The sequence below is a fragment of the Modicisalibacter ilicicola DSM 19980 genome, from assembly GCF_900128925.1.
GTDB lineage: Bacteria > Pseudomonadota > Gammaproteobacteria > Pseudomonadales > Halomonadaceae > Modicisalibacter > Modicisalibacter ilicicola.
Genome location: NZ_FQUJ01000003.1, coordinates 46,918 through 66,477 on the forward strand (window position 1 = coordinate 46,918; position 19,560 = coordinate 66,477).

General features: G+C 65.0%; 16 protein-coding genes. 7 read left to right on the top strand and 9 right to left on the bottom strand.

Going from position 1 to position 19,560, the window contains the following annotated elements; all coding sequences use genetic code 11:
• Window positions 1-8 precede the first annotated feature (8 nt).
• Window positions 9-1,022 carry a D-cysteate sulfo-lyase gene (cuyA, locus tag BUA41_RS02775; protein WP_072820147.1) on the bottom strand — a complete coding sequence of 338 codons (1,014 nt, stop codon included), beginning with the start codon at window positions 1,020-1,022 and terminating at the stop codon, window positions 9-11.
• 219 nt (window positions 1,023-1,241) lie between these two features.
• Between cuyA and BUA41_RS02780 the strand changes: the two genes are divergently transcribed.
• On the top strand, window positions 1,242-2,147 hold the full coding sequence (locus BUA41_RS02780; RefSeq protein WP_072819540.1) for a LysR substrate-binding domain-containing protein: 906 nt from the start codon (window positions 1,242-1,244) through the stop codon (window positions 2,145-2,147).
• A gap of 6 nt (window positions 2,148-2,153) precedes the next feature.
• Here the strand turns inward: BUA41_RS02780 and gbcB are convergent, their stop codons facing one another.
• Window positions 2,154-3,260 (bottom strand): glycine betaine monooxygenase reductase subunit, encoded by a 1,107-nt coding sequence (gbcB, locus tag BUA41_RS02785; RefSeq protein WP_072819542.1) that lies wholly within the window; start codon window positions 3,258-3,260, stop codon window positions 2,154-2,156.
• 356 nt (window positions 3,261-3,616) lie between these two features.
• Here gbcB and gbca point away from each other — a divergent pair, with 356 nt between their 5' ends.
• Both gbca and BUA41_RS02795 read left to right on the top strand, forming a co-directional pair.
• Window positions 3,617-4,900 carry a glycine betaine monooxygenase oxygenase subunit gene (gbca, locus tag BUA41_RS02790; protein WP_072819544.1) on the top strand — a complete coding sequence of 428 codons (1,284 nt, stop codon included), beginning with the start codon at window positions 3,617-3,619 and terminating at the stop codon, window positions 4,898-4,900.
• Window positions 4,901-5,052: 152 nt separating this feature from the next.
• Complete coding sequence (locus BUA41_RS02795) at window positions 5,053-7,104, top strand: oxidoreductase (RefSeq protein WP_072819548.1); 2,052 nt, start codon at window positions 5,053-5,055, stop codon at window positions 7,102-7,104.
• A 39-nt stretch (window positions 7,105-7,143) separates the two neighbouring features.
• Here BUA41_RS02795 and BUA41_RS02800 read toward each other — a convergent pair whose 3' ends face one another.
• The 6 genes from BUA41_RS02800 to BUA41_RS02825 form a co-directional block, all read right to left on the bottom strand.
• The gene (locus BUA41_RS02800) at window positions 7,144-7,467 is read right to left on the bottom strand and encodes a hypothetical protein (protein WP_072819550.1); all 324 of its coding nucleotides are present in this window, start codon (window positions 7,465-7,467) and stop codon (window positions 7,144-7,146) included.
• Window positions 7,468-7,538: 71 nt separating this feature from the next.
• Window positions 7,539-10,382: a formate dehydrogenase subunit alpha gene (fdhF, locus tag BUA41_RS02805; protein ID WP_072819553.1), complete on the bottom strand. Its 2,844-nt coding sequence runs from the start codon at window positions 10,380-10,382 to the stop codon at window positions 7,539-7,541.
• Window positions 10,383-10,393: 11 nt separating this feature from the next.
• A complete protein-coding gene (locus BUA41_RS02810; RefSeq protein WP_072819556.1) occupies window positions 10,394-12,118 on the bottom strand; it encodes an NADH-ubiquinone oxidoreductase-F iron-sulfur binding region domain-containing protein in 1,725 nt (574 codons plus the stop codon).
• A 203-nt stretch (window positions 12,119-12,321) separates the two neighbouring features.
• Window positions 12,322-12,720 carry a DUF4168 domain-containing protein gene (locus BUA41_RS02815; protein ID WP_072819558.1) on the bottom strand — a complete coding sequence of 133 codons (399 nt, stop codon included), beginning with the start codon at window positions 12,718-12,720 and terminating at the stop codon, window positions 12,322-12,324.
• 141 nt (window positions 12,721-12,861) lie between these two features.
• Window positions 12,862-14,172 (bottom strand): pyridoxal phosphate-dependent aminotransferase, encoded by a 1,311-nt coding sequence (locus tag BUA41_RS02820; RefSeq protein WP_084671093.1) that lies wholly within the window; start codon window positions 14,170-14,172, stop codon window positions 12,862-12,864.
• Window positions 14,173-14,207: 35 nt separating this feature from the next.
• A complete protein-coding gene (locus BUA41_RS02825; RefSeq protein WP_072819560.1) occupies window positions 14,208-15,122 on the bottom strand; it encodes a MurR/RpiR family transcriptional regulator in 915 nt (304 codons plus the stop codon).
• Between the two features lie 225 nt (window positions 15,123-15,347).
• Here BUA41_RS02825 and BUA41_RS02830 point away from each other — a divergent pair, with 225 nt between their 5' ends.
• The 4 genes from BUA41_RS02830 to BUA41_RS02845 all read left to right on the top strand — a co-directional run bounded on the left by BUA41_RS02830 (window position 15,348) and on the right by BUA41_RS02845 (window position 18,780).
• Complete coding sequence (locus BUA41_RS02830) at window positions 15,348-16,343, top strand: lipid A deacylase LpxR family protein (RefSeq protein ID WP_072819562.1); 996 nt, start codon at window positions 15,348-15,350, stop codon at window positions 16,341-16,343.
• 66 nt (window positions 16,344-16,409) lie between these two features.
• Window positions 16,410-16,892 carry a DUF4174 domain-containing protein gene (locus BUA41_RS02835; protein ID WP_072819564.1) on the top strand — a complete coding sequence of 161 codons (483 nt, stop codon included), beginning with the start codon at window positions 16,410-16,412 and terminating at the stop codon, window positions 16,890-16,892.
• Window positions 16,889-17,851: a DMT family transporter gene (locus BUA41_RS02840; protein ID WP_245791839.1), complete on the top strand. Its 963-nt coding sequence runs from the start codon at window positions 16,889-16,891 to the stop codon at window positions 17,849-17,851. Before BUA41_RS02835 ends, BUA41_RS02840 begins: the two co-directional genes overlap by 4 nt.
• Before the next feature lie 77 nt (window positions 17,852-17,928).
• Window positions 17,929-18,780, top strand: coding sequence for an EAL domain-containing protein (locus BUA41_RS02845; protein ID WP_084671096.1), 852 nt, complete (start codon window positions 17,929-17,931; stop codon window positions 18,778-18,780).
• Here the strand turns inward: BUA41_RS02845 and mtgA are convergent.
• Complete coding sequence (mtgA, locus tag BUA41_RS02850) at window positions 18,762-19,466, bottom strand: monofunctional biosynthetic peptidoglycan transglycosylase (protein ID WP_072819569.1); 705 nt, start codon at window positions 19,464-19,466, stop codon at window positions 18,762-18,764. The two genes, BUA41_RS02845 and mtgA, sit on opposite strands and share 19 nt — an antisense overlap.
• Window positions 19,467-19,560 lie beyond the last annotated feature (94 nt).

The window sequence follows — 19,560 nt, forward strand, 5'->3', positions numbered from 1 at the left end:
TCCCAGGATCAAGCCTGATAGTCGGGAAAATCGAACGTCCGAGGGTAGCCGAACAGCGCCACGCTGCCACCGGTATGCAGGAAGACGACATTCTCGTCGGCGCCGAAATGCCCCTTGCGAATCAGATCGATCAACCCCGCCATGCCTTTTCCGGAGTACACGGGGTCGAGCAGGATGCCTTCATGGCGTGCCAGCAGGGTGACCGCCTCGATCATGCCCGGTGTGGGAATGCCATAGCCCTCGCCCACATAGTCGCAATTGGCGACCACGTGATCACGGCGGACCACGTTGCTGAGTCCCAGCTTGGCTTCGGTTTTCTGCGCCAGGGCGAAGACGTTCTCTTCCTGCTTGTCCCTGGGAGCACGCACGCCGATCCCCAGCACCGGGATGCCGGTATTGCAGGCAGCAAGCCCCGCCACCAGCCCCGCCTGGGTGCCGGCGCTGCCGGTCGCATGGACCAGATGATCGATGCGCAACCCCATGTCGTTGGCCTGGGTCAGCAACTCGAGCCCGGCATTGACGTAGCCCAGGGCGCCGATGGCATTCGAACCGCCCCCCGGAATGATGTAGGGGGTCTTGCCCTCGCCGCGCAGCTGCTCGGCAAGGACCTCCATTTCGTTGGCCATGTCGGTGCCGCCCGGACGCTTGCTCACCGTGGCGCCATGCAGCTGGTCGAGGAAGACGTTGCCGTTGTAGTTGTAGTCGGGGTCGTCGCTTCCGGTACGATCCTCGAGCAGGATGTGGCACTCGAGCCCCAGCTTGCAGGCCGCGGCAACCGTCTGGCGCGCATGGTTCGACTGGGTCGCTCCCTGGGTGACGATGGTATCGGCCTTCTTTTCCAGGGCATCGGCCATCAGGAATTCCAGCTTGCGTGTCTTGTTCCCGCCGGTGGAGAGTCCGGTACAGTCGTCGCGCTTGACCCACAGGCGCGGCCCCCCCAGCAGACGGCTGAGGTTGTCCATCGGTTCCAGCGGGGTCGGCAAGTGGCCGAGACGGACACGGGGAAAACGGGACAGATGCATGCGGGCCTCCAGACGTGACATTTTTGGCATGGGTGTACTCTTTCGTTGATGACAGCCGGGGCGCGAACAGCAACTCAGCCCCTTTGATAGCTGATCTCGACCAAGACTAGGCGCCTTGCGGTAGCCGCGACCAATGCCAAGAATCTCGTTCACGGTTACTTTTTTGCATAGCCAGTTCGATCATCCCTGTAGAACAAGAAACGGCAGGACGAGAACAAAATGAAAATCGAATGGATAGAGGATTTTCTTGCATTGATCGAAGCCGGCACATTTTCCCATGCCGCCGAGCGTCGTCATGTGACCCAGCCGGCCTTCTCGCGGCGCATTCGTCAATTGGAAGAGTGGCTGGGCGTCGAACTGATCGACAGGCAGGCAACCCATCTGAGACTGACGCCTCAGGGAAGACTCCACGAACCGCAGCTGCGCGACTGGCTCGCCCGGCTCTATGCATTGCGCAGCCGCATGCGGGCCGAGGCCATCCACGGCCGTCGCGCGGTATTGACCACGCAACATACCTTGACGGTCAGCTACCTACCCCGGCTGTTGCGTTATTTCCGTCATCATGCACCGGACGCTCGCTTGCAGGTTCGCTCGTCTAACCGCGCCGACTGCATCAATGACTTCGAACGTGGTGAGGCGGACCTGATGGTATGCAGCGAACTGCAGGGAATGCCCTTGCTGACGGAGCGGCGCGACATCGAGCGACTCGAGCTGGGCCAGGAGCAGTTGATTCCCGTCAGCGCCACGGATCATGCCGGGCGGCCCCTGCACGAGCCGCACCCTTACGATCCCCTGCCCCTCATCGGCTACGACCGCGACAGCTTCCTGGGGAGCGCCTTGGCGACACCCTTCATGTTCGACATTCAACGCCGCTTCGATATCGAGCTTGTCTGCGAGACGGCCTTCACCATTGGCATCAAGGAATTGGCATTATCGGGGCTCGGCATAGGATGGTTGCCCCATGGCTTGATCGAAGGCGAGCTGGAGTCCGGCAAGCTCGTCTCGTTGCTCGACGTGCTCGGCGGCCCCATGCTGGCGGTGGCCGGCTACCGACATACCACCCAAAGCTTCGAGGCTGCGGAACGGCTGTGGGCATTAATGCAGGAGGCGCCGCCGGCGGTTTGATCACCCTCAGAAGTCCACCACCACGTTGCTCTTGGGCTTGCTGCAGCAGGAGAGAATGTAACCCGCCTCGATGTCCTCGTCGGTGATGCCGCCGTTGTGCTCCATCTCGACCTCGCCGGACTTGATGCCCACCCGACAGGTGCCACAAATGCCCATGCCGCAAGCCTTGGGGATGTGCAGGCCAAGCTTCGCGGCGGCGGCGTGGATCGTCTCGTCGGGCAGGATGCGCACGCTCTTGCCGGAGCCCGCGAACTCGATGCTGAGCATCTCGGCGTAATCGATCTCCTCGGCGGCGGCCTCGGCCTGTTCGGCCAGTTCCAGCACCTCCTCGCGCACGTCCAGCGGCGTGGCGCCGAAGACCTCCTCATGGTAGTGGTCCATGTCGAAGCCGTTGTCCCGGAGGATGCGCTTGATCGCGTTCATGTAGGGCGTGGGGCCACAGCAGAAGATCTCGCGCTCGAGATAGTCCGGCGCCATCAATTCCAGCATCGGCTGGGTGAGGTAACCGCGATAGCCGGCCCAGGCTTCGCCGATATCGTCCTTGTTCTCGCACACCACATGCAGCTTGAACTCCGGGAGCCGCGAGAACATGTGCACCAGCTCACGATGAAAAATGACGTCGCGCGGGGCGCGGGCGCTGTGCACGAACTCCACATCGATATTGGCGTTGGTGTCGAAGAGCCAGCGGGTCATCGACATCAGCGGCGTGATGCCCACCCCGCCGGAGAGGAACAGCACCCTGTCGGCGGGAAAATCCATGATGTTGAAGTTGCCCACCGGGCCATGCACCGCCAGCTCGTCCCCGACCTTGAGGTTGTCGTGCAGCCAGTTGGAGACCTTGCCGCCGGGCATGCGCTTGACGGTGATCGAGAAGCTGTAGGGGATCGAGGGCGAGCTGGAGATGGTGTAGGAGCGCATGACCGGCTCGCTGCCGATGGTCAGCTCCAGGGTGACGAACTGCCCCGGCTTGAAGAAGAACAGCACCGGCTGCTCGGCCATGAAGCAGAAGGTGCGAACATCCGCGGTCTCCTGGATCGTCTTGACGCACCGCACCTGGTGACGGCCGTTGGTCCAGGTCTGGGTGGTGACCGGATTGAAGAAGTTCATTGTCATTGTTGTTCCTGCCCGACAATGCCGGAGGTAGCGTTCGCCTCGCCACGTCCTCCCGCCATGATCATGCTCGCATTCTGCGGTATGTCGTGAAGAACCGACTTGTCTCCCAACGACATCGGCATGCCTCAAACAGCCAGTCGAACAGCGTATTTTTATGACCCAGGTCGTCTCCGGACCGCCAGATGTCGTCGGCAGATAATGACCTTGGCCGTACTTGCTCCACACTCCGAGCAACTTCGAACGCGACGATGTGACCGCGTTCGACGGGAGCATTCACTACCCTCGACGACACCAAGAACAATATCGACCCCGTCACCGAACTTATCGACTCCTGGTGATGGATGAGGACCGCTGACATGAACCTGATTGCCCGTTCCCGCCCGGATGACTCCCTGGCCGCCACCCGCGAAGCGGCCGCCGAGCTGCTCAGCACGCGCACCCCGAAATTCTCCCTGCCCCAGCCGCTCTACACGGATGAACGGCTATACGCCCTGGACCTGCAGGAAATCTTCGAGAAGGAGTGGCTGTTCGCCGGCCTGACCTGCGAGATTCCCGCCAAGGGCAACTTCATGACCCTGCAGATCGGCGACAACCCGATCCTCATCGTGCGCGGCAACGACGGGACGGTGCACGGCTTCCACAACGTCTGCCGTCACCGCGGGTCGCGTCTTTGCGCCGCGGAGAAAGGCAAGGTCGCCAAGCTGGTGTGCCCTTACCACCAGTGGACCTACGAGCTGGATGGACGGCTGCTGTTCGCCGGCGACATGGGCCCGGACTTCAATGCGAGCGACTACGGCCTCAAGCCCATCCATGTGGCGACCGCCGGCGGCTACATCTTCATCAGCCTGGCCGAGCAGCCCGCCGACAACAGCGAGTTCCTGGCGCAGCTAGAGCACTACCTGGCCCCGCACGGCATGGACAACGTCAAGGTAGCGGCGGAGTCGCACATCATCGAAGAGGCCAACTGGAAACTGGTGGTCGAGAACAATCGCGAGTGCTATCACTGCAACGGCTCCCACCCGGAACTGATGAACTCGCTGCTCGAGTTCGACGACACGGAAGACGTGCGCGCCACGCCGGCCTACAAGGCGCAGGTCGCGCGCATGCGCGACAAGTGGGATGGCTTGAACGCCGCCTGGCAGCTGCAGTTTTTCGGCAAGCAGAACCGTCTGACCCGTACCCCACTCAAGGAAGGCGCCAGCTCGATGACCCTGGATGGCCAGCCGGGCTGCAAGCGGCTGATGGGCGATTTGACGGACGCCGAGATGGGTGCGCTGCGTATCCTGCACCTGCCCAACTCCTGGAACCACTTCATGGCCGATCACGGCGTGACGTTCCGCATCCTGCCGCTGGGCCCGCAGCAGACGATGGTGACCACCAAGTGGCTGGTGCACAAGGATGCGGTGGAAGGCGTCGACTACGATCCCGAGCAGCTGCGCAAGGTGTGGGATGCCACCAACCTGCAGGATCGTCGCATCACCGAGGACAACCAGCGCGGCATCAACTCCATGGCCTATCAGCCCGGCCCCTACTCCGAGACCTTCGAGTTCGGCGTCATCGACTTCGTCGACTGGTACAGCGAGCGCATGCTGTCGAATCTCAGCGACGAAACACCGTCACTGCAATTGGCGCAAGGCTAGCTCAATCACTTGTTCAACAACCGGACAAGCGCGGCTGGCCACGACAGGGGGCGCCGGGGGCAGGCAGCAAAGGAAGGGTTTACAGCGCCTCCGATGCGGCCTGTCGCCGGGTTAGCCCCGAGTGGCATTCTGCTTCTGCCTGGAGGTCCTCCATGAACACCCGCGATCCTTTGCTGCAGCCTTTTTCTCTTGGCAACCTGACCCTCAAGAACCGTATCGTCAGCGCCTCCCACGAGCCCTCCTATTCCGAGGACGGCATGCCCAAGGCCCGCTACCGGCTCTACCACGAAGCCAAGGCGCGGGGTGGCATGGCCATGACCATGATCGGCGGCAGTGCCGTGGTGGCACCGGACAGCCCGCCGGCCTTCGGCAACCTGCTGCTCTACAAGGACGAGATCGTCCCCTGGCTCGCCGAACTGGCGGATGGCGTGCACCAGCACGATTGCAAGGTGATGTGCCAGATCACCCACCTGGGGCGTCGCACCCGCTACAACACCGGCGACTGGCTGCCGGTGGTGGCGCCTTCCGGGGTACGCGAGCCGGCCCACCGCTCCTTCCCCAAGGCGATGGAGGATCACGATCTGGAACGCATCGCCAAGGCCTATGCCGACGGTGCGGCGCGCTGCCAGGCCGCCGGCCTCGACGGCATCGAGATCAATGGCTACGGCCATCTGTTCGATGGCTTCCTCTCGCCCTGGACCAACCGCCGCGACGACGAATGGGGCGGCGACCTCCAGGGGCGCCTGCGCTTTCCGCTGAAGATCCTCGATACCATCCGCGCCACGGTCGGCCCGGACTTCATCATCGGCGTGCGCCTGGTGGTGGATGAACTGCTGCCCCACGGCATCGAGCGCGAGGAAGGGCTCGAGATCTGCAAGCTGCTCGAACAGAGCGGCACCATCGACTTCTTCAGCGTGATTCGCGGCCACATCGACTCCGATGCCGGCCTCGCCGAGGTGATCCCCAACATGGGCGCCCCTTCCGCGCCCCATCTCGCCTTCGCCGGCGAGGTGCGACGTGCCACCCACCTGCCGATCCTGCACGCCTCGCGCATCAACGACGTGGCCACCGCCCGCTATGCCCTGCGCGAAGGCCTGCTCGACATGGTCGGCATGGTACGCGCCCACATGGCCGAGCCCAACATCACCGCGCTGATCGAAGCCGGGGAAGAAGAGCGCATTCGCCCCTGCGTCGGCGCCGGCTACTGCATCGACGGCATCTACGAGAACGGTGCCGCCTACTGCATCCACAACCCGGCGACGGGGCGCGAAGAGACGCTACCCCATGTCATCGCCCGAGACGTGGACGCGCCGCGACATGTGGTGGTGGTGGGTGGCGGTCCGGCCGGCCTCGAGGCGGCTCGGGCCAGCGCCGAGCGCGGTCATCGGGTCACCCTGCTCGAGGCCAACGACGAGGCCGGCGGCCAGGTACGCATCGCCAGCCTGCTCGAGCGACGCCGCGAGATGCTGGGTATCACCGAATGGCGTCTCAGCGAGTGCCAGCGTCTCGGGGTCGAGCTGCGCTTCAACTGCTATGCCGAGGCCGAGGACGTGCTGGCCCTCGGCCCGGACGTGGTCATCATCGCCACCGGCGGCCTGCCCCAGGTGCATCCGCAACTGGAAAGCGGCGAAGCGCTGGTGAACTCGAGCTGGGATGCCCTGGCGGACCCGGTACGTCCCGGCGAGCGCGTGCTGGTCTTCGACGATCATGGCGGCCACCCGGGGCTTTCCGCCGCGGAGCATCTGGCCAGCCACGGCGCGAACGTGCATTTCGCGACCCCGGAGCGCATGATCGGCATCGAAGTCGGCAGCACCAACTTCCCCGCCTTTCTCACCGCGCTGGACCGCCATGGCGTGGAGGTACGGCTCAACCGCACCCTGGTGGGCGTGGAGCGCACGCCAGAGGGGCTCGAGGCGACCCTGACCAGCCCCTACTGCAGCGACACCCGGGAAACCCTGAGCGTCGACCGGGTCATCGTCGAACACGGCACCGCCCCCCTGGACGAGCTCTACTTCGAACTCAAGTCGCAGTCGAGCAACCTCGGCGAACTGGACATCGAGGCGTTCATCGCGATCAAGCCGCAGCGCAAGACGACCAATCCGCAAGGGCGCTTCCAGCTCTTCCGCATCGGCGACGCGGTGGCCAGCCGCAACGTGCACGCCGGCATCTACGACGGCCTGCGGCTGGCGCTGGGCATTCGCTGAGCCGGGAGCCGGTCGGTAATATCGGTAATGAGAGAGCGACTATTCCTTCCCGGGGTCTTGCTCTGTTTCCTGGGGAGGATCAGGCAGCTCGGTGCCCGGCATGGCTTCGCCCCCGGAGCCGAAGCCGGCGCTTTCTTCCCTGACCATGCCGCCCTCGGTGTCGGTCTCCGCATCGTCCTGAGCCGCGCCGTCCCTGCCCTCCTGGGCGGCGGAGCCCGCGGCCTCGTTTGGGTTAGCAGGTGTCGACTGTTGGGTGCTGCCACCCTCAGCCTCCTGGGTCTCCTGGGCGAACACCGGGGCCTCCAGCGTCAGTCCAAGTACGATCCCCAATATTCCCAGTTCCTTGAGCCGCATCGTTGCCATCGTGACGAATCCTTTTCGCAGTGATCGACACGGGCATAGACACTGCTCTTCCGGCCTGGGTTCACTGCACATCAGGCATGTTCACTCGACGACAGTCGGCAGGCGGCGTACTTGAACTCGGGAATCTTGCCGTAGGGGTCGAGTGCCGGGTTGGTCAACAGGTTCGCCGCCGCCTCGGCGTAGCAGAACGGCACGAACACCATGCCTTCGGGCATCAGCGGATCGACCCGGGCGGCCAGAGTGATCTGCCCGCGCCGGGTGGTGATGACGACCTGCTCGCCCGGTGCCAACCCCAGACGCGCCAGCTCGCCGGGGGCGAGGCTTGCCACCGCTTCCGGTTCGAGTTCGTCGAGCACCTTGGCGCGCCGGGTCATCGAGCCGGTATGCCAGTGCTCGAGCTGGCGCCCGGTGGTGAGCACCGTCGGGTAGACGTCGTCGAGCGGTTCGTCCGGCGGCAACGGCCGGGTCGGCGAGAACCTGGCCCGACCGCTCGGCGTGGGAAAGGCGTCCGAGAAGACCACGTCGGCTCCCGGGGCATCGTCGGCGGGGCACGGATAGGTGACCGAGTCCTCGCGTTCCAGACGCTCCCAGCTGATGTGACCCAGCGACGCCATGCCTCGGGTCATCTCGGCGAACACTTCGCGGGGATGCCGGTAGTCCCAGGGCAGGCCGAAGCGCTGGGCGATCTGCTGGATGATCCACCAGTCGGGTTTCGCTTCACCGGGCAATGGCGTCGCCGCACGGCCCAGCTGTACCTGGCGGTTGGTGTTGGTCACGGTACCGTCCTTCTCCGGCCAGGCGGAGGCCGGCAGGATCACGTCGGCGAACTGCGCGGTCTCGGTGACGAACAGGTCCTGCACCACCAGATGCTCGAGCCGGGCCAGCGCCGCCCGGGCATGATCCAGGTCCGGGTCGGACATCGCCGGGTTCTCGCCGAGGATGTACATGCCCTTGATCTGGCCGGCGGCAATGGCATCCATGATCTCGACAACTGTGAGGCCGGGGTTGGCGTCGAGCGGCGTGTTCCATAGCTCCTCGAAGGCGGCGCGCAGTTGGGCGTCGCCGACCGGCTGATAATCCGGCAGCACCATGGGGATCAGCCCGGCGTCCGAGGCGCCCTGGACGTTGTTCTGGCCGCGCAGCGGATGCAGCCCGGTGCCGGGGCGCCCGGTCTGGCCGCAGGCCAGGGCCAGGGAAATCAGGCAGCGCGCGTTGTCGGTGCCGTGAGTGTGCTGGGAGATGCCCATGCCCCAGAAGATCATCGCCTTGTCCGCATTGGCGTAGAGCCGCGCCACCTCGCGGATCTCCTCGGCGGGGATGCCGCACAGCCCGCTCATCGCCTCCGGGGTCATGTCGACGACATGGGTCTTGAGTGCCTCGAAGCCCTCGGTATGCTCATTGATGTAAGTCTCGTCGTACAAACCTTCGCTGACGATGACATTGAGCATGGCATTGAACAGCGCCACGTCCGAGCCCGGCGTGAAGCGCAGCGTCCTGTGGGCATAGGCGCACAGCGCCTGGCCCCGCGGGTCGATGACGATCAACCGGGTGCCGCGCTTGGCGGCCTGCTTGAAGAAGGTCGCCGCCACCGGGTGATTCACCGTGGGATTGCAGCCGGTGAGAATGACCACGTCGGCGTCAAGCGCCTGCATGAACGACGCCGTGACCGCGCCGGAACCGATGCACTCCATCAACGCCGCCACCGAGCTGGCATGGCACAGCCGCGTGCAGTGATCGACGTGATTGGAGCCGAAGCCGGTGCGCACCAGCTTCTGGAACAGCCAGGCCTCCTCGTTGGAGCATTTGGCGCTGCCGAAGCCGGCCAGGGCATCCGGGCCATGGGCCTCTTTCAGGCCCACCAGCCCCCCGGCAGCCAGCTCCAGGGCTTCTTCCCAGCTCGCTTCGCGAAAATGCGTGGTGGGATCGGCCGGATCGAAGTCGGGGTCGAGCCCCTTGGGCACGCCGTCGCGGCGAATCAGCGGCACGCTCAAGCGCGAGGCATGGCGCGGGTAATCGAAGCCGAAGCGCCCCTTCACGCACAGCCGGTTGTGGTTCGAGGGCCCATCGCGACCCGAGACATGCAGGATGGCATCGTCCTTGATGTGATAGGTCAACTGGCAACCCACCCCGCAATAGGGGCAGACGGAATCCACCGTGCGGTCGGCGGCCCTGGAGTCGCCGCGGCCCTGGGCATCGATCAGCGTCGCCGGCATCAATGCGCCGGTCGGGCAGGCCTGCACGCATTCGCCGCAGGCCACGCAGGTGCTCTCGCCCATGGGGTCGTCGAAGTCGAAGACGATCTTGGAGGACGCGCCCCGATGGGCCAGGCCGATCACGTCGTTGACCTGCACCTCGCGACAGGCGCGCACGCAGAGGTTGCACTCGATGCAGGCATCCAGATTGACGTTCATGGCGCTGTGGGAGCTGTCGTGATTCGAGCGGCGTGGCCCGACGCCCTCGCTTTCGAGCGCCTCTTCTACTGGGTTATGCGCGGGCAGCCAGGCCTTGACCGCGGTGGCATCGATCGCCAACTGCTCGGCCATGGCCCAGAAGTGACTCGAGCGATCCGGGCTCTCCTCGCGCGTCGGTTGATCGGCGATCAGCAGCTCCATGACCCCTTCCCGGGCGACTCGCGAGCGCTCGGAGGTGGCGCTCTTGACCACCATGCCGGGCTTGGCCTCGCGCAGGCAGCTGGCGGCCAGGGCCCTTTCGCCCTCGATCTCGACCATGCAGACGCGGCAGTTGCCATCGGCGCGATAGCCGTGGGCCTCCTTGAAACACAGGTGAGGTATGGTCTCGCCGTCCCGCTGGGCGACCTGCCACAGGGATTCGCCGGGGTAGGCCGACACCTCGGCACCGTCCAGGGTCAGCGTGAAGGACTCCAAGGCGTTTTCCGGAGAAACAGCGGTATTCATGATCATTCTCCCTAACCTCGGACAATGACGTTCTGATCGGCCAGCACGTCACGAAAATCCTTGAGCAGCCCCAGCACCGGATTGGGCGCGGCCTGGCCGAGCCCGCAGATGGAGGCGTCCATCATCACCCGGGAGAGCCGGTCAAGCTCGGCCAGGTTCCACGTGTCGCGCTCGAGCAATGCCAGCATCTTCTCGGTGCCCACCCGGCAGGGGGTGCACTGGCCACAGGATTCGTCGGCGAAGAAGGCCAGCAGGTTGGTGGCCACGGCGCGCAAGTCGTCCTGATCGGAAAGCACGATCACCGCCGCCGAGCCGATGAAGCTATCGTGGGGCTGCAGGGTATCGAAATCCAGCGGAATATCCGCCTTGTGCGCCGGCAGGATGCCCCCCGAGGCACCGCCGGGCAGGTAGGCCAGCAGTTCGTGGCCCTCTTGCATGCCGCCGGCATACTCTTCGACCAGCTCGTTTAATGTGATCCCCGCCGGCGCCAGATGCACCCCGGGATTCTTGACGCGCCCGGAGACCGAGAAGCTGCGCAGCCCCTTGCGGCCATGGCGGCCGTGCCCGGCGAACCAGTCGGCACCGCGCGCCCAGATCGGCGGAATCCAGTAGACGGTCTCGACGTTGTTGACCAGGGTGGGGCGATCGAACAGCCCGCGCTGGGCGACGAAGGGCGGGCGGTGACGCGGCTTGCCGGGCTTGCCCTCCAGGGATTCGATCATCGCCGACTCCTCGCCGCAGATGTAGGCCCCGGCACCGCGGCGCAGGACGATATGGCCCGGATCGACGAGCCCGGCGGTTTCAAGTTCACGAATGGCCTCGCGTAACACCTGATGCAGGGCCGGATACTCGTCGCGCAGGTAGATGTAGAGCGCCTCGGCCTCCACCGCCCAGGCGCTGACCAGGGCACCTTCCAGGAAGCAGTGTGGCGAACGCTCCAGGTAGTAGCGATCCTTGAAGGTGCCCGGCTCGCCCTCGTCGGCGTTGATCGCGCAATAGCGCGGTCCCGGCTCGGCGCGCACGAAGCCCCACTTCTTGAAGGTGGCGAAACCCGCCCCGCCCAGGCCACGCAGCCCGGCCTCTTCCAGCATCCGCGTCAGTTCATCGACGCCCACCTCCCCCGCGCGGCATGCTGCCAGCAGCGCATAGCCGTTTCCTTCCCGATAACCGGCGAGACGCTGCCAGTCCGGCATCTCGGCATGCAGCTCACCCGCCGCCAGGGCGTCGCCGACACTTGCAACCGTGGCGTGCCCCAGATGCCGATGGTGGCCTCGGGACGCAAGCTCCACCACCGGCGCCGTGTCGCAGCGCCCCATGCAGGGCGCGCGAATCACTCGCACGGCGCTGGCGTCGGCGCCGGACTCGAGTTCCTTGCGCAGGGCCTCGGCTCCGGCCAACTGGCAGGAAAGCGAATCGCAGACGCGGATCGTGGTGGCCGGCGGCGGCGCCTGATCGTCGTGGACGACATCGAAGTGGGCGTAGAAGGTGGCGGTCTCGTAGATCGCCGCCATCGGCAGGTTCATGAAGGCCGCCAGGGCACGCAGGTGGCGCAGGGAGAGATGGCCGTAGCGATCCTGTATGACATGCAGGTGCTCGATCAGCAGATCGCGACGTGTCAGAGCGGGCGCATCGCCCAGCAACGCCTGGATCTCGGTCAGGGCCGCGGGATCGAGGTTGCGGCCCCGGGGCTGGCCTCGGGGGCCACGGCGAGGCGGCGTGACAGGGGTGGCGGTCATGGTCTGGCGCTCATTGTTATCGGTATCGGTCGATGGTCGCACCGCCTCGATCGATCGGCAATGGCGACGAACGGGAGACATCCCGGGATGCCGATCAGCGCCATCCCGATGTCGTTCTGAGCACACTCCAATAGAAAAGGGTCGCCACGATGGCGACCCTTGCGCATTCAAGCTTGTTCGTCGTTCAGACGACTTACACCGGCTTACTGGCCGTTCTGGGCCATTTGCTGAACGCGCTTCATCAGCTCGGGATCCTGCTGGATCGCCTGACCGATGGCGTTGAAGGTCTCTACATCCAGGCCGCTGTCCTCGACCACGGCGACCATCTCCTCGTTGGCCTCCATGCGGATTTCCTGCTGCTTGGCCTGATCGTCACCCGCCTCCTGCAACCGTTGGGTATACTCCTGGGAGATCATGGCGATCTCTTCGGAAGTGTCGGCGAACTGCTGAAGCTGCTCGTCGGAGAAGTCCTGGGCCGTGGCCTGGGATTGCTGAGCTGCCGGGTCCTGCTGCTGGGCTGACGAATCCTGGGCCATCACTGGCGCGGAGATCATCCCTGCAGTCAGCAGAGCGGCGGAGAACAGGGCAGTCATCTTACGCATGTAGATACTCCAGTACGTGTTGTGTGTATCAGGTCTGATGATTCTAACCCAACCGGGTTCCACCCTTTTTGTAAAGAAAATCGGGTAAAAATTTTCCCACCCATTACAAATGTCTATAAAAAGCGACGTGTCGGACGACGATCACCGCTCCTGCCCCTGGTTGAGCCATTCCACGATGGCCTCGATTCCCTGGATGAGAGTCATTATCGCCGGCTGTTCCATGACCGGTCCTTCGCCAGCCATCAGCGCCTCGCCATCGAAATCCACGTAGGCCAGCCGCACGGTGAGCTGGCGAGGGTCGCAGCCGAAGGCACTCCCGGGCAATAGCGCCACACCGGCCTCTTCCAATAGGTGCGCGGTCAACTCGGCACTGGTGGCGATGCCTCTGGCGGCCAAGGCCTCGCGATGTGCCTCGAAGTCGGGGAACAGGTAGAAGCCGCCATCTGGGGCATGGGTTCGCACGTTGGCCTCGTTCAGGCGCGTCGCGCACCACTGACCGATCTCGCCCAGTACCGCACGCTGGCGTGCCACGTAATCGTCGAGTGCCGGCGTGCGATCGTAGGCGACGATCGCCGCATGCTGCACAGGGCTCGTGACGCTCGACCATGTCTCGGACGCCACCCCCAGCACCCGGGCGAAGAGTTCCTGGCCCAGCTCCCCTGGCACATGCATCACCCCGAGACGCCAGCCGCCGGCGCCACACCACTTGGAGAGCCCGCTGGTGGTGACGGTGCCCTCCGGGTAATCGAGCGCGAAGGCACGATGCTCGCCGCGATGATGCAGGAGACCGTAGATCTCGTCGGCGAGTACCAGCACCCCATGGCGCCTCGCCACCTCGGCCAGACGCCGCTGGGTCGCCTCGTCCGGCGACAATCCGGTGGGGTTGCCCGGCGCATTGAGAATCAGCACCTTGAGCCGTTGCGGATCGCTGTCGCAGTGCGCCTCGAGCTGCTCCGGGGTCACCTGCCAGCGGCTTTCGAACGAGGCCTCGAGCCGCACCGCCCGTTGACCCGCCATGCGCGCCTGGGGCGCGTAGGAGACCCAGGAAGGAGCAGGAATCAGTATGTCCGCCTCGGGCAACGACTTCATCAACGCGAACAGCAGCAACTTGCTGCCCGGCCCCACCACGATGCGCTCGGCCTCCCAGGGTGTCTGATCGACCTCCCGGTGGAACGCCGCGACCTGCTTGCGCAGTGCCGGCAGGCCCTGTACCGGCAGATAGGCCTTCTCGGCGGCGTGCCGAGCCAGTGCCTCGACGGCAGGGGCAAACACCGGAAACGGCGACTGCCCGAACCCGAACTTGAAGATGCGCCGTCCACCAGCTTCGAGCAGCCGCGACTGCTCGTTGATCAACAGCGTATCCGAAGCGCGTGTCGCCTCGGCTCCGCTGGTATACCCGGCTTCGAGGCGCGCGGCGATGCCGGCACGGGAAGAGGACGAAACGTTGGACATGGTAGGTGCTCCCTTGGAGTGTGAAGTGAACCGCCTCATTCGACGCCGAGGCGTGCGATCAGCGCTTCGCGCTGACGAATGCTGGCGACCGCCGTTCCCCCCAGTTCCCGGGCAACCCGGGAAAGCAGCAGCTCCGCCAGCAGAAACAGACTGCTCATGGGATTGAAGAAGAAGGGCCCTTCGGCCGGCGCGATCAGACAACATTCTGTCAACCCCGCCAGTTGCGAGCCGGGATGGTTGGTCAGTGCCACCAGCCTGGCCCCTCGCTCCCGCGCCAGGCGACAGTAGTCGAGGCTGGCACGGGTCTCGGGGCGAAAGGCGATGCCGATCACCAGGTCGTCACCATCGAGGCGCAGCGCCTGCTCGACGCCTACCCCCGCCTGAAGCGATACCTGCTGCACGCCATCGCGCAGGTAGTCGAGATAGTAGGCCAGGTAATGGGCCGCCCCGAAGCTGGCCCGCAAGCCGACGACATGCACTCTGCGCGCCGACACGATGGCCTCGACCGCTTGCTGGAGTGCGTCGTCATCGAGGCTTGCGACGGTGGCGGACAGGTTGGTCATCTCCTGCTGCCAGAGGGCCTGGTCCTGATCGGCCGACGGGCTCGTGCCGGGGACCTCGCCGAAGTCGAGCAGGCGCTCGGCTCGCGTCGAGTAGAAGGTGCTGCTCGCCAGGCCTTCCCGGAACAGTGCCTGAAACGCCTTGAATCCGGGCAAGCCCAGGGCCCGGGCGAGCCGGGTCAGGCTGGAAGGGTGCACCCCCTGGCGCTCCCCCAACTGGGAAATGCTCGACAGCCCCGTCGTCTCGGGCGTCGCCAGCAACGCATCGAGCAGTGCCAGCGCCTTCGCGGACAGCCGCGGTGCGGTGCTTTCCCCGCGCCGGCTATGCTCGGCCAAGGCCTGAAGCTCGGCAAGGGTGGTCGGAGGACATTCGGCAGATGTGGGGTTCATGGCAACCTCGTCGGGTTTCACTCAAGGGTAGACGATGCCTCCCCCGAATTGCAAATAAATTTGCAAATAGGTAATTATTTTTCATGCTGCAGGCGAGACTTCAAACTAAGCGGCCATGCCATGACATGGCCGGGGGACCCTGATGGTATTTCCCAAGGTCTTTTGCTAGATTGATCCAAACATACATATCTGTATGTTTTTTTCGACGCCGCACAGGGACGTGTCATGCGCAAATCTCTTCGTTCATTCGGGCCCCGCTCGGGGCTGCTCCTCGCAAGCCTGTTTTGCAGCCCGCTGGGCTTGGCCGCGGATCTCTACTACCTCAAGGTGGAAAACGACCTGTTCTCCTCTTCCGAGGACGGGCACTACACCAACGGTGTGGAAGCGGCGCGCATCGTCATCCCCGACGAGAGCCACTGGTCCCGCAGCCTCGCGGATGGTTTGCCAGGCTGGTCGGCCCGCGACCTGGACGCCGTGGGTTATCACTTCATCCACCAGATCTACACCCCGAACAACATCACTAGGGAGCGCTTGATCGAGGACGATCGCCCTTACGCCGGCGTGCTGCTGGGCGGTCTCTCGCTGTATGACGACACCCGGCACGAGGGTTGGCGGGAGGCAACCGCCGTGCAGCTGAAATTCGGCCTCGTAGGGCCCGCCGCCGGCGGCGAACCCATCCAGAAGGCGGTACACGAGGTGGTGGGCAGCGACAACCCCAAGGGCTGGGACAACCAGCTCGATAACGAGCCGATTCTCAACCTGGGCTGGGACAAGTCCTGGTGGTGGTTCTCGCGCTTCGGTGGGCTGGAGTGGGAATATGGGCCCAGCGCCTCCCTGCAGGTAGGCAATCTCTACGACTACCTGGGTGCCGGGGGCGCCGTGCGCTTCGGAAGCGGCCTGGACAAGAGCTTTGGTATTCCTGCCGTGGCCCCGGCCCAGGGCGGGCGTCAGGGGTTTACCGCCGATGCCGGATTCGGCTGGTACGGTTTCATCGGCACCCAAGGCCGCTACATGGCCCACAACCTGCTGCTCGACGGCAACACCTTCGAGGATAGCCACGACGTGGAGCGACGCGAGTGGGTGGGCGATCTGACCGCCGGCGTCGTATTGAGCTGGGATCGCTTTCAGGTCGCGTTCACCAACGTCTGGCGCACCCGGGAGTTCGAGTCCCAGGACGAGGCGGATCAGTTCGGTTCCGTGACCCTCTCGACCTGGCTGTAGGCCGACTGGCGCTTCGCCGTCCGATCTGTTGTGCTTGGACTTCTTTCTGTCAGGGGAGTATCGATCATGGCACGACATCTCATCCCGCGCGTCTTGATGGCGACCCTGCTAGCCTTGGGAGTCCTCATGGAGAATGCCCACGCCACCGACGATCCGGCCAACCCCCTGGTCACGGACCGCGGCATGTTCCGCCCACTGATCCTGGTCACGCCAAGCATCGACAACGCGGACTACATGCGCATGCGCGAGGCGCTGCAGAAGCACCGGGAGGAGTTCGACGACCGCCGGATGGTGCTCTACAGCATCGAGGGCGGCAACGGCCACCGCGCCGGGCGGCCCATGACGAGGTTCGAGACCCGGGCGCTGCTCGAGGCGCTGGAGGTGGACCCGCAGGGGCCGATGCAGGTCATTCTGGTCGGGTTCGATGGCGGCAAGAAGATGCAGCTCGAGGGCTACGTCGATCCCCGGCAGGTCTTCGACATCATCGACAAGATGCCCATCCGCCGGTCGGAACAGCGTGAAAGCACCCAGCGAGAGAGCCGTCGATGAGAGCTTCGTCCCCGGTTTCCATGTCTGCCGAGCGCGGTCGGTCCCTGGGGCTGGCAGCGATGCCCGGTGTCTTCGTGGTGCTCTGGAGCACCGGCTTCATCGGCGCCAAGTTCGGCCTGCCCTACGCCGAGCCCTTCACCTTCCTGTTCATTCGCTGCGTGCTGACACTGGTGATCATCGTCCCGCTGCTGGGGTTGTTCAAGGCCCAGTGGCCACCGTCACCGACGCTCTGGGGACACGCGGCGATGACCGGTCTGCTGGTCCACGGCGCCTACCTGGGCGGGGTGTTCTATGCCATTCATCTCGGCCTGCCGGCAGGCCTGGCATCCTTGCTGGTCGGGCTTCAACCACTGCTGACCGCGGCGCTGGCGCTACCGCTCCTGGGTGAACGGCTGACAGCCTGGCAATGGCTGGGCCTGGTTCTGGGCCTGCTCGGCATCACCCTGGTGCTGAGCGGCAAGCTTGCCCCGGGCGAGGCGGGTCTCTTCGAGGGGTTCGGCCTGGGCGCGCTGGCCTGCGTCTTCGCCGCGTTGCTGGGCATCTCCGCCGGCACGCTCTATCAGAAGCGCTTCTGCGCCGGCATGCCGCTATTGGGGGGCAGCATCGCCCAGTACCTGGCCGCCGGCATCTTCTTCGGCGGCGGTGCGCTGCTCTTCGAGACTCGCCAGGTCGACTGGACGCCGACCTTCGTTGCTACCCTGGCCTGGCTGGTCCTGGTGCTTTCGATCGCGGCGATTCTGTTGCTGATGGCGCTGATCCGCCGCGGCGCGGCCTCACGGGTGGCCAGCCTGTTCTACCTGGTGCCGCCGCTGACCGCCCTGGAGGCCTGGTGGCTGTTCGACGAAACCCTGGGGGCGGTGGCACTGGCCGGCATGGCGATCGCCATCACCGGCGTCATTCTGGTGGTACGCGGCAACCGCCCGGCCCAGGCGCCTCGTGACCGTACAGAGAAGGCTTAAGTCTTTCATGGCGCAGCCGATAGTGGTCGTACTCGGTACCTCGAACGGTACCTGGCATTGCTAGCGACGGAGAGAACATGTCCCACTGCGCCCGGGTGGATGCGCGCTGTGGCCGCTGCGACGGCCCGCTACCCTTCGATTTCAGCATGGCGTTCCAGCCCATCGTCGACACGCGTCGCGCGCGCATCGTCGCCTACGAGGCGCTGGTGCGCGGCCCCCGGGGCGAATCCGCCCACAGCGTTCTTTCCCAGGTCACCAAGGACCTGCTCTACCGCTTCGATCAGGCCTGCCGAGTACGTGCCATCGAACTCGCCAGCGCTCTCGGCATGCAGGAGACCCTGTCGATCAACTTCCTGCCCAATGCCGTCTACGATCCCGAGGCCTGCATCCAGTCGACCCTGGAGGTCTCGGAGCGCGTCGGCTGGCCCGGGGAGCGCCTGATCTTCGAGATCACCGAGACCGAGCGCGTTCTCGATCGGCGGCACCTGCGCGATATCATCGACACCTACCGCAGCATGGGCTTCGCCACCGCCATCGACGATTTCGGCAATGGCTACGCCAATCTCGATCTGCTGACCGACCTGCGTCCAGACAAGCTGAAGATCGATCGCGAACTGATCATGGGTTGCGACCAGGATACCCGGCGGCAGGCGCTCATCAGGTCCATCATGTCTCTGGCCGTGGAGCTGGGGATCGAGCCGGTCGCCGAGGGGGTCGAGACCCGGAACGAGGCCATCTGGCTGTCGCGGCTGGGAATCACCCATCAGCAAGGCTTCTATTTTGCCCGCCCCGCCCTGGAGGCGCTTTGCAGCGGGCTGACCGACAAGCTGAACGCCCTGCGCGACGCGGTGGCGACGAGTACCGAAGCCCCTCGTTGCCCTGCAACACGCACCCGCATGTCGCGCCGCGTCTATAGCTGGTTCAGATAGGTGGTGCCCCCCAGCTGACGCATCTGCCCCCTGATCCACCGGCTACGCTGCAGGATGTAGTCGCTGGGCCGCGAAGCGCTCCACCCCCGGGGGTTGGGCAAAACGGCGGCCAGGCGGCTGGCCTGGGTCTCGCTCAGCGCCGAGGCCGAGACACCGAAATGGTGCTGCGCCGCCGCCTCCAGGCCAAACACCCCATCGCCCCATTCGGCGATATTGAGATAGACCTCGAGGATGCGCTCCTTGGGCCACAGCAACTCGATGAGCACGGTGAACCAGGCCTCGAGCCCCTTGCGAAGCCAGTTGCGACCGGTCCACAGGAACAGGTTCTTGGCGGTCTGCTGGCTGATGGTGCTGGCCCCTCGCAGACCGTCGCCGGAGCGCCAGTCTGCCACGGCCTTGCGCAGCTGGCCGAAATCGAAACCATGATGCTCCGGGAATTTCTGGTCCTCGGCGGCGATGACGGCAAGCTTGGCGTGATCGGACAACCGACCCCAGGGAGCCCAGTCGTGGCGGATGTTCAGCGGCTCCCCCGCCACCCAGGAGTGCACCTTGCGCTCGACCATGACCATCGAGCCGAAGACCGGGACCACTCGAAACAGCATCACCAGCAGTACCGAGAGCGCCACGAAGCCGGCAATCGCGATCAATGAATAGCGCACTGTCCGGCGCAGCCAATCCTGGGTCATGGTCTCTCTCTGTACATCCCGCGGTGCCCCAGTATAACAACGCCGCCTCCCCTGGCGGGAAGACGGCATGGCACTGGCGCTCGGTGGCGATTGC